Source organism: Pseudomonas sp. PS01298, from assembly GCF_029959745.1.
GTDB lineage: Bacteria > Pseudomonadota > Gammaproteobacteria > Pseudomonadales > Pseudomonadaceae > Aquipseudomonas > Aquipseudomonas aylmerensis.
Genome location: NZ_JASCPP010000157.1, coordinates 1 through 10,575, shown reverse-complemented (window position 1 = coordinate 10,575; position 10,575 = coordinate 1). Strand labels below are relative to the sequence as shown.

The 10,575-nt window shown below is 63.5% G+C and carries 10 protein-coding genes; 5 read left to right on the top strand and 5 right to left on the bottom strand.

The features are described from left to right. Positions 1 to 158 precede the first annotated feature (158 nt). Complete coding sequence (locus tag QMX97_RS29885) at positions 159 to 1,529, bottom strand: glutamine synthetase family protein (protein WP_065902092.1); 1,371 nt, start codon at positions 1,527 to 1,529, stop codon at positions 159 to 161. 369 nt (positions 1,530 to 1,898) lie between these two features. On the opposite strand from QMX97_RS29885, the gene QMX97_RS29880 reads away from it, so the two are divergent. Continuing rightward, complete coding sequence (locus QMX97_RS29880; RefSeq protein ID WP_120447882.1) at positions 1,899 to 2,672, top strand: transporter substrate-binding domain-containing protein; 774 nt, start codon at positions 1,899 to 1,901, stop codon at positions 2,670 to 2,672. Between the two features lie 50 nt (positions 2,673 to 2,722). After that, a complete protein-coding gene (locus QMX97_RS29875) occupies positions 2,723 to 3,562 on the top strand; it encodes a cache domain-containing protein (RefSeq protein ID WP_106804840.1) in 840 nt (279 codons plus the stop codon). 62 nt (positions 3,563 to 3,624) lie between these two features. On the opposite strand, the gene QMX97_RS29870 is transcribed toward QMX97_RS29875, so the two are convergent. Together QMX97_RS29870 and pobA are read right to left on the bottom strand one after the other, a co-directional pair. Beyond that, on the bottom strand, positions 3,625 to 5,142 hold the full coding sequence (locus QMX97_RS29870) for an MDR family MFS transporter (RefSeq protein WP_065902098.1): 1,518 nt from the start codon (positions 5,140 to 5,142) through the stop codon (positions 3,625 to 3,627). A 67-nt stretch (positions 5,143 to 5,209) separates the two neighbouring features. Continuing rightward, positions 5,210 to 6,394, bottom strand: a complete 1,185-nt coding sequence (pobA, locus tag QMX97_RS29865) for a 4-hydroxybenzoate 3-monooxygenase (RefSeq protein WP_177343928.1) — start codon at positions 6,392 to 6,394, stop codon at positions 5,210 to 5,212. Between the two features lie 189 nt (positions 6,395 to 6,583). On the opposite strand from pobA, the gene QMX97_RS29860 reads away from it, so the two are divergent. Beyond that, positions 6,584 to 7,468 carry a helix-turn-helix domain-containing protein gene (locus tag QMX97_RS29860; RefSeq protein WP_282398099.1) on the top strand — a complete coding sequence of 295 codons (885 nt, stop codon included), beginning with the start codon at positions 6,584 to 6,586 and terminating at the stop codon, positions 7,466 to 7,468. Between the two features lie 9 nt (positions 7,469 to 7,477). Here QMX97_RS29860 and QMX97_RS29855 read toward each other — a convergent pair whose 3' ends face one another. Both QMX97_RS29855 and QMX97_RS29850 read right to left on the bottom strand, forming a co-directional pair. Continuing rightward, positions 7,478 to 7,654 (bottom strand): hypothetical protein, encoded by a 177-nt coding sequence (locus QMX97_RS29855; RefSeq protein WP_162844255.1) that lies wholly within the window; start codon positions 7,652 to 7,654, stop codon positions 7,478 to 7,480. Positions 7,655 to 7,744: 90 nt separating this feature from the next. Next, positions 7,745 to 8,659, bottom strand: a complete 915-nt coding sequence (locus QMX97_RS29850) for a LysR family transcriptional regulator (RefSeq protein WP_065902103.1) — start codon at positions 8,657 to 8,659, stop codon at positions 7,745 to 7,747. Between the two features lie 104 nt (positions 8,660 to 8,763). On the opposite strand from QMX97_RS29850, the gene QMX97_RS29845 reads away from it, so the two are divergent. Further along, positions 8,764 to 9,630: an MBL fold metallo-hydrolase gene (locus QMX97_RS29845; protein ID WP_282398098.1), complete on the top strand. Its 867-nt coding sequence runs from the start codon at positions 8,764 to 8,766 to the stop codon at positions 9,628 to 9,630. Between the two features lie 34 nt (positions 9,631 to 9,664). After that, the gene (locus QMX97_RS29840) at positions 9,665 to 10,279 is read left to right on the top strand and encodes an NAD(P)-dependent oxidoreductase (RefSeq protein ID WP_282398097.1); all 615 of its coding nucleotides are present in this window, start codon (positions 9,665 to 9,667) and stop codon (positions 10,277 to 10,279) included. Positions 10,280 to 10,575: the final 296 nt, after the last annotated feature.

The window sequence follows — 10,575 nt, the reverse complement described above, 5'->3', positions numbered from 1 at the left end:
GCGAAGCCGCCCCAAAACCAGTCAACCGGTTATGCCTGACACACTGCGGGGGCCTTAGGAAGGGGCGGCTTCGCCGCCCAACGCGGGGCAAGCCCGCTCGCCACAACAAGCCCGCTCACCACAAAAGCAACGCTGCGCTCATCCCGCCTAGCCAAGCATCACGCCTGATGCAGGTACCACCGCCAGTCCTGCTCGCCCACCTCCCCCATGAACTGGCGATATTCGGCACGTTTCACCGCCAGGTACACGCCGAGGAATTCACTGCCAAACGCCTCGCGCGCCCAACTCGAACCTTCCAGTGCGCGCAGGGTGGTGAGCCAGTCGGTCGGCAGCAGTTCCTTGGCCTGGGCATAACCATTGCCTTCCACGGGTGCGCCGGGGTCGCGTTGTTCGCGAATGCCACGGTGGATGCCGGCGAGGATCGCGGCCGCCGCCAGGTAGGGGTTGGCGTCGGCGCCGCAGATGCGGTGTTCGATGTGCCGCGAATAGGCCGGGCCACCGGGCACGCGCAGGCTCACGGTGCGGTTGTCAACGCCCCAGGTGGCGGCGAGCGGCGCGTAGCTGTTGGTCTGGAAGCGGCGATAGGAGTTGGCATTGGGGCAGAACATCAGCAACGAGTCGAGCAAGGTGCTGAGCATGCCGCCCACCGCCTGGCGCAGCAGCGGCGTGCCATCGGCGGCCTCACTGGCAAACAGGTTGTTGCCCTCGGCGTCCGCCAGGCTGACGTGCATATGCATGCCGGTGCCCGCCAGGTCGTCGAAGGGCTTGGCCATGAAGCAGGCGCTCATCCCGTGTTTATGCGCCACGCCCTTGACCAGGCGCTTGTAGCGCACCGCCTCGTCCATCGCCTGCAGGGCATCGGCGCGATGCTCGAGGGTGATCTCCACCTGGCCCGGGGCGTATTCGGAAATCGCCGTGCGCGCCGGGATGCCCTGCAGTTTGCACGCGCTGTACAGGTCCGCCAGGAACGGCTCGATCTGCTCAAGCTCACGCAAGCCGTACACCTGGGTCGAACGCGGGCGGCCACCGTCGCTGTCCCGTGCCGGTTGGGGGCGGCCGTGGCTGTCGGGCTTCTGGTCGAGCAGATAAAACTCCAGCTCCGCTGCCATCACCGGGTAATACCCGTCGGCATTCAGCCCCGCGATCACCTTGGCGAGCAGATGCCGCGGGTCGGCCACGGTGGCGGGCAAGCCCTCGGTGGGGTGCATGCTGACCTGCACGGCGGCGGTCGGGATCAGGCGCCACGGCATGCGCTGCAAACTGCCGCTGATCGGGTAGGCGCGGCAATCAATGTCGCCGACCTCCCACACCAGCCCGGAGTTTTCCACGTCATCGCCATTGATGGTCAGGCCGAGGATCGTGCTGGGCAACGGCCGGCCGCTGGCATACACCGCCAGCAGTTCGTCGCGGTGCAGCAACTTGCCACGTGGCACGCCGTTGTTGTCGAGGATAAACAGCTCGAACATCTCGATGTCCGGGTGCTGCTCAAGGAAAGCTTGGGCTTCGTGCAGGCTGGCAAAAACACTCATGGGAAATCTCATACGTTTGCGTCAGGCAGGCGCACAGGCGCCGCCGGGCAGATGCGCACAGGTGCGCGTCATCCGTGAGGTGGATCAACGTAGGAGAAAGCTATCTGGTGGGCGCGCATGTCGGCAGTGAAACAGCGCCCAGAAGGCCAGTGCGGACGGCAGTGTCGCGGGGTGAGCGTCGGGGCAGCCGTCCATGCGGGAATCACAATGAGGAAGATGCCGGACAGCGTCACATGCCCGCATAGGCGATTAAATTCAGGGTTGGCGGAGTTTGGTTGCAACTTGGCTAAACATTCGACGGCCCTTGCTACCTGGCCATCCGCCTGGAAATAATGACCGCCCCCGATCATGCCCCAAGGACTCGACCGCATGAAAACAACAATAACCTTATGCGTACTGGCGAGCCTCGCCACCTCGGCCCTGGCCGACACCGCACCGTCGCGCCTTGATGAGGTGTTGCAGCGCGGCACGCTCACCGTGTGCACCACGGGCGACTACAAACCCTATACCTCGCTGCGCGCCGATGGCGGCTACGAAGGCATCGACATTGCCATGGCCGAATCCCTGGCCAAGAGCCTCAACGCCAGGATCCAGTGGGTGCCGACCACCTGGAAAAGCCTGATGCCGGATTTCCTCGCCCAGCGCTGCGACATCGCCGTGGGCGGTATTTCGGTGTCTCTCGAGCGCCAGAAAAAGGCCTTCTTCAGCCAGTCTCTCGGCGTTGATGGCAAGATCCCGCTGGTGCGCTGCGCGGATGTGCAGCGCTATCAGACCCTCGAGCAGATCAACCAGCCACAGGTACGGGTGATCGAACCGGCGGGCGGCACCAACGAAGTGTTTGCCCGCGCGCACCTCGGCCAGGCCAACATCCGCCTGCATGACAACGTGACCATTTTCGACGAGTTGCTGGCAGGCAAGGCCGACGTGATGATCACCGACGCCAGCGAAGCGCGTTACCAGCAGAAGCTCAAGCCAGGGCTGTGCGCGGTCAACCCGGAACGGCAGATGCAGTACAGCGAAAAAGCCTTCCTGCTGCCCCGCGACGATGTGGCCTGGAAAAGCTATGTCGACCAATGGTTGCACCTGAGCGTGGCCACCGGGGTGTATGCCGGTATCGTCGATCAATGGCTGGCGGCGCCTTGAGCCACAGGCGTCTACGCTCTTGTCACATCAACAATAATGAGGGACGGAACATGAAGGGACTGCTCCGCATCACCGCGCTGCTGCTGTTGTGTTTCAGCCAGGTGCACGCCGCGACGACTCAGGACGAGGACGCCCAGGCCGCCAAGGCACTGCTGCAAAAAGCCCTGGCCTATTACCAGAGCAACGGCGACAAGGCGTTTGCCGCGTTCAGCCGCCAGGGCGAGTTTGTCGATCATGATCGCTATGTGTTTGTGGTCGACACCCAGGGCGTACTGCTGGCCAGCGGCGGCCCCTCCTCGGCCTTGATCGGACGCGATGTCTCTGAAGTGCTCGGCCCGGATCTGCGCCAGTCGTTCAAGGACGCGCTCAAGGTCCCGCAGGACCAGGGCATCCAGCAGGCCGACTACCGCTGGCAGAACTGGAACGATGGCAAGGTCGAGCACAAGCACGTGTTTTATCAGCGCGTGGGCGAACGCATCCTGGCGGTCGGCTACTACCTGCCGCGCGCCACACCGGAACAGGCACGGGCGCTGCGCAACAAGGCGGTGAATGCACTGCTCAAGGATGAGGCCGGCACGCTCAAGGCGATCAACGCCTTGCAGGGCGGTTTCCTGCAGGATGACCTCTATGTGTTCGTAGTCGACCTCAATACCCGGCGCTACGTGGCCCATGGCACCAACCTGCGCCTGCTCAACACCGACTTCAGCAAGATCAAGGACCCCGACGGCAAGCCGGTAGGCGAGCCGATCCTCAAGCTGATGGCCGAGCAGGACCAGGGTGAATACAAATATCGCTGGAAGAACCCGGTGACCGACAAGGTCGAGAACAAACATGCGTATGTGCGCAAGGCCGGGCATTTCATGGTGGCGGTCGGGTACTACAGCCCTTGAGGTTGACCTTGTAGGAGCCCGGCTTGCCGGCGATGGGATCGGCAAGCCGGGTACCTACTGGGTCAGCGCGCCTTGTCTTCGCGGCCGCGCAGCACCCGGTTCGGCATCGCGATCGCCGCCGCCAGCCCCAACAGCGACACCGCCGCACTGACCATCAGCAAATGCCGAAAGGTCACCGCCAACTCCCCGCGCAGGGCATCCTGCGCCGGGCCCGGGGCGGCGTTGAGGCCATCGAGCAGCACGTTGCCGGAACTGCCTTCGGCCACGAGTGCACCGCTGGCCAGGTGGGCGAAGCTGGAATCCTGCAACAGCGCCAGCAACAGCGCCGACATGCACGCCACGCCCACCGCCCCGCCCAATGAACGGAACAGGTTGGTGGTGCTGGTGGCCACGCCGATATCACGCTGCTCCACCGAATTCTGCGACCCCACCAGCGACGTAGGGAACTGCATGCCGGCGGCAATCCCGCACAGCAGCATGAACACGCCGGTCAGCAGCACCGCCTGGGGCGCGCTGTAGGCCATGCCGAGGATCGCCAGCGGGCTCAACAGCGCGCCGCTGAGGATCATCGGCTTGTAGCGCCCGGTCACCGAGGTCATGCGCCCGGCGGAATACGCGCCGATGGGCAGGCCGATGGCAAGAGGCAGCAGGTGCAGGGCCGCGCTGTCAGCGCCGGCGCCGGTTACCGTCTGAAAGCGCAAAGGCATCAGCACGGTCAGGGAAATCGCCTGAAAGCTGGTGAAAAACACCGTGCACCAACACAGCACCGCGCTGCGGTTGGCAAACAGGTGCATCGGCAGCAGCGGCTCGCGGGCGCGGCGTTCATGCCAGACAAACGCGGTCAGCGCCACCAGCGCACACGCGAGCAGGCCCAGCACTGCATCGTCACGCCAATGATGGCCCTGGCCGATTTCGGTGATGCCCAGCAGCAAGGCGGTCAAGCCGATGATCATCAGCACGGTGCCGAGGTAGTCGATGACCGGCTTTCGCTGCGGCACCGGCAACCCCACCAGGGTGCGATGGGCCACGTACCAGGCACCGGCGCCCAATGGCAGGTTGATCAGGAACACCCAGCGCCACGACAGGTACTCGGTCATGTAGCCGCCCAGTACCGGACCGGCCACGCTGGCCACCGCATACATGCTGCTGAAGTAGCCCTGATAACGCCCGCGTTCACGGGGCGGGATGATGTCGCCGATGATCGCCTGGCTCACCGAGATCATGCCGCCGGCGCCGATGCCCTGGAGAATCCGCGCCAGCACCAGTTGCTCCATGCTTTGCGCCATGCCACAGAACAGCGAGGCCAGGGTGAACAGGCCCATGCCGATCAACATCATCGGCCGTCGCCCGTACAGGTCGCCAAGCTTGCCGTAGATCGGCACCGCCACCGTCATCGCCACCATGTAGCCGGAGATCACCCAGGCCAGCAGGTTGACGTCGTGGAACTGCGCGGAAATGGCCGGCATGGACACCGCGACAATGGTCTGGTCCAGGGCACCGAGGAAGATCGCCATCATCAAGGCGGCAAGCACACTGCGCACGGCAGGGACAGGTTGGGCGGGCTGATTCAGGTTGGTCACGGCAGAACCTTCGAGCAGGGCCCGCGGGAAAGGGAGGGCCCGCGGGAATGCTCGATACGATAGCAGGCTACTCGATAGCTTCGTAAGGAAGCCCGACGTAATTTTCTGCAATGGTTTTACGCCCCGCCTCGGAGCCGATGAAGTACGCCAGCTCACTCTCGGCAATGCGCTGGCTGAAGCCGTCCGCCTCGGGAAACTGATGCAGCATCGAGGTCATCCACCACGAGAACCGCTCGGCCTTCCACACGCGCCGCAGGCAAATCGCCGAGTAGCGCTCCAGCAAGTCCACCCGCCCCTCGCGATACACCTTGAGCAAGATCCGAAACAATGTGCTCACGTCGCTGGCCGCCAGGTTCAAGCCCTTGGCCCCGGTGGGCGGCACGATATGCGCCGCATCGCCAAGCAGGAACAGGCGCCCGTACTGCATTGGCTCCACCACGAAGCTGCGCAGCGGCGCGATGCTTTTTTCGATGGATGGGCCGGTTACCAGTTGATCGGCCAGGTGGCTGGGCAGACGGGTTTTCAGTTCGTCCCAGAAACGCGCGTCCGACCACTCTTCCAGCGGTGTTTCGACCGGCACCTGCAGGTAGTAACGACTGCGCGTCGGCGACCGCATGCTGCACAGGGCAAAGCCCCGCGCATGCTTGGCGTAGACCAGTTCGTCGTGCACCGGCGGGGTGTCGGCGAGGATGCCCAGCCAGCCGAAGGGATAGACCCGCTCGAAGACCTGCAACGCCTCGGCCGGGATCGACTGGCGGGCGATACCGTGGAAACCGTCGCACCCGGCGATGTAGTCGCACTCCAGGCGAAATGCCTCGCCCTGGTGCTCGAAGGTCAGCCACGGTCGATCACTTTTCATGGCGTGGGGCTGTACGGCGCGCGCCTCGTAAAACGTCGTGGCACCGGCTGCGGCGCGCGCGGCCATGAGGTCGCGGGTGACTTCGGTCTGGCCGTAGATCATCACCGACTGGCCGCCGGTCAGGGCCTTGAGGTCGATGTGGGTGAGTTGGCCATTCAGCGCCAGTTCGAAGCCATCATGCACCAGGCCCTCGCTGTCCATGCGCTGGCTGACGCCGGCCTCGCGCAGCAGGTCGACCATGCCCTGCTCCAGCACCCCGGCGCGGATGCGCCCTTGCACGTAATCGGCGCTCTGGCGTTCTATGATCAGGGTCTGGATGCCCGCATTGTGCAGCAGCTGGCCGAGCAGCAGTCCGGAAGGACCGGCGCCGATAATGGCGACTTGGGTTTTCAGCGTTTTCATTATTGTTATGGCCCACAGGTTCCACCCGAACGGATCAAGTGAAAGAGTTGTCATTGGTTTTGTTGCTGACATTTTTCACTTGAGTGCGCAGCATAAGAAGGTGAAAACTGAGACAAAGCCTGTGCTTTCCGCCAATCGGGGCGATTACCGCACCACTCTTCTGAGTATCGGATTGAAACCATGACCAAAACCGCGATTCCGGTCTTCAAGCTTTACGGGGAAAGCCAGCAATGGCCGACTCCCGATTTGTTGCACTGTGAAACCATTTCCCGCCGCAGTCGGGAATACCAGTGGGAAATCCAACCCCACCGGCACGCGGATCTGTGCCAGTTGCTCTACGTGCACAAAGGCCAGGCACAGTTGGAAATCGAAGGGCAGCGCACCACCCTCAACGAAGCGACGCTACAGGTGCTGCCACCGCTGTGCGTGCACGGGTTTCGATTTGCCGAGGATGTCGAAGGCTATATCGTGACCCTGGCGGCGCCGCTGGTCAGCCATTTGCAGGCGCAACTGGGCACGACGGTCGACGGGCTGCACGCGCTCGGCAGCTACCGGGCGGGCAACGACAGCGATTACCTCAACAGCCTGTTCACCCGCCTGCTGGAGGAATACGCCGATGCACAGCCGGCTCGCGACATGCTCATGCACGCCCTGGTCAGCGTGCTGCTGGTGTGGATCAGCCGCCAGGCCATCCAGCGCCGCCACCCACGGGCCCCACGCGGACGTGAATATTTCCGGCGTTTCACCCAGTTGGTTGAACAGCATTATCGCGAACACCCGAAGATCGAAGACCTGGCCCACAAGCTGGGGATCTCGGTCTCACACCTGAACGGCACTTGTCGGGAATTGGGTGGGCAGCCTGCGCTGCAGATCATGCACGACCGCCAATTGCTGGAGGCCAAGCGCCTGCTGACTTACACCAGCATGACCATCAATGAAATGTCAGAGGTCCTAGGGTTTTCCGACCCGACCAACTTCTCGCGGCTGTTCCGCCGCCGTGTCGGGTTTTCACCCAAGGCGTTTCGCGAACAGCTCAAGACCGAAACACCACCGACATCACTGTAGGTGCAAGCTTCAGCGCAATGCGCTGAAACTGCCGGTGTGGGGCACGCATTGATCCTGATGGCAACTGATCGCAAAGGTCGGCTGCATCCGGGTTTGCTCCACTCGGTAGGCGGCAGTGCCATACAGCCCGGTCGCCAGGGCGCAGAGGAAGAAAATCATCAGGTATTTTCGGGTTTTGATGCTCATGGCACAGACCTCTGAACGGATCTACAGGGTGCTGTTTAAAGCATAGGTCAGCTGCGGTGAGTTGCCATTATCGGGCGCCATTCAACACATTTATGTCGACTGCAGCCCGATGTCCCACTCCGGCTCTTCCGGAAACCTCAACACCAGGAAATCCAGCAGGCTGCGCAGCGCCGAAGGCATGTGTTTGCGCGAGGCATACACCGCATAGATATTCATCTGCCGGGGCTCGGCTTCGGGCAACAGCCGCACCAGTTCGCCACGACGGATATGCTCGCCGGCCTGATAACTGGGGAGCATCGCCACCCCGGCGCTGGCCAGCGTCACGCGCAACAGCGTACTGGCCTCGTTGGCGGTGATGTTGCCGTGCACCGGCACCGACACGTGCTCGCCGCGCTCTTCGAAGTGCCACAGGCTTTTGCCGAAATACGAGTGAGTGAGGCAATTGTGCCGGGCCAGGTCTTCGACTTTCTGCGGTGCCGGATGCTCCCGCAGATAAGCCGGCGTGGCGCACACCACCGAGCGACAGACGGTGAGGCGCCGCGCAATCAGGTTAGGGTCCAGGTCGTTGCTGGTGCGGATGGCCAGGTCGATACGCTCGTCCACCAGGTTCACCGTGCGGTCGAGCATCTGCAGGTCGACGGTGACCAGGGGGTAGCGCCTGACGTATTCGGCAATGGCATCGGCCAATTGCGCCTGGCCGAACGAGGTGCTGACACTCAGTCGCAGCAGGCCGCGTGGGGCGTCATCGGGCTCGCTGACGGCGGCCTGCATGTCGCCGCACAGCTCCAGCAATTGCCGACAGCGCGGCAGGGTTTCACCGCCGGCCGCCGTGAGGCTCAGTTTCCGCGTGGTGCGGTGCAACAGGCGCGCGCCCACCCAGTCCTCCAGCTCCGCCAGGTAGCGCGACACCACCGGGCGCGACAGGTCCAGATGGTCGGCGGCGGCGGACTGGCTGCCCAAATCCACCACCGTGACAAACACGCGCATTGCTTGAAGACGATCCATGATTTGCCCGATTTTAGAAACAAACTATGTCCCAGCATCGCATTTTTAGTTGCGTTTGGTGCAACTAAGCTCTGTGCATCCTTTACTCACTGCCGGATTGCCCGATGCTCTCGACCCTCAAGCGCTTGACCCTGACCGCCGCCGCCCTGGCCTTCGCCGCCAACGCTGCGGCAGCCGACCTGACACTTGACGTCTACAATCCCGGTGAGGCTGCGATCTTCCCGGTCAGCTCGGTGCTGGTCAGCGGCACCCGGGACGCAATCCTGGTGGACGCGCAATTCGGCAAGGGCCAGGCCGAGCAGCTGGTGCAAAGGATTCGCGCCAGCGGCAAACACCTGACCACCATCTACATCAGCCACGGCGACCCGGACTACTACTTCGGCCTCGACACCCTGACCGCCGCGTTCCCCGACGCCAAGGTGCTGGCGCCGCAGCCGGTGGTCGACCATATCAACGCCACCGTGGCCGCCAAGCTAGCGTTCTGGGGGCCGAAAATGGGCGCCGACCAGCCGGCGAAAACCATCGTGCCGCAGGTCCTCGAAGGCCACAGCCTGACGCTGGAGGGGCAGACCCTGGAGGTCATCGGCCTGGACAGCGCACAGCCGGATCGCAGCTTCGTGTGGATCCCGTCGATCAAGGCCGTGATCGGTGGCGTGGTCGTTGCCGAGAACATTCACCTGTGGATGGCCGACACCCAGGGGGCGCAGTCGCACCAGGACTGGCTGGCGACCCTGCAACGCATCGAGCAGTTGAAACCGCGCACCGTCATTCCCGGTCACTACCTGGGCACGCCATCGCCGGCCTCGGTCAAATTTACCGCTGACTACATCAAGGCCTTCGACGTGGAAACCGCCAAGGCCAAGGACTCTGCCACCCTGATCGCGGCGATGAAAAAACGTTACCCCGCCCTCGCCGACGAAAGCTCGCTGGAACTGAGCGCCAAAGTCGCCAAGGGCGAAATGAAGTGGTGAAGTGTTTCAAACCCTAACCGTACTGGAGAACGTCATGAGCAAGATCGCAATCATTGGGGCTACCGGCCGTGCTGGCAGCCAATTGCTGGAAGAAGCCCTGCGTCGCGGGCATAGCGTGGTCGCCATTGCGCGTAACACCGACACGCTGCCCAAGCGCGACGGCGTCACCGTCAAGCAGGTCGATGCACTCGACGCGCACGCCCTGCAGCAAGCCGTCAGTGGCAGTGATGTGGTGATCAGTGCGGCGCACTTCGCCACCCTCCCCGCTGCTGCCGTGATCGGCCCGGTGAAAAAAGCCGGGGTCAAGCGCCTGCTGGTGGTCGGCGGCGCCGGTTCGCTGTTGCTGCCGGGCGGCGGCCGGGTGATCGACAGCGAAGGCTTCCCGCCTGAATACAAAGCCGAAGCCAGCGCCGGCGCTGAGTTTCTCGACGTGCTGCGTCAGGAAAAGGACCTGGACTGGACCTTCCTGTCGCCCTCGGCGGAGTTCGTGGAAACCGAACGCACCGGCAAATTCCGCCTGGGCCAGGACAACCTGCTGGTAAGCAGCGCCGGCCGCAGCTGGATCAGCTTTGCCGACTACGCCATCGCCCTGATCGACGAAGCAGAAACCCCCAAGCATTCGCGCCAGCGCTTCACTGTCGGCTACTGACTCACCGAGAGCGGGCTTGCTCGCGAAGGCGGTGGTTCAGTTGGAACAGCGTCGACTGATGCACCGCCTTCGCGGGCAAGCCCGCTCCCACAGGGGGGATGCGCTGCCCATGCTTGCGGTGCACGGCTGGACTATTCAGGCCACGCCGCCAGATCCCAAGCCTCACACCGAACAAAAATGTGGGAGCGGGCTTGCTCGCGAAAGCGGTGGTTCAGTTGGAACATAGTCGACTGACACACCGCTTTCGCCGGCCCCCCCCCCGCCCCCACTGGGGGCGGGGGTGGGCAGGGGCCGGG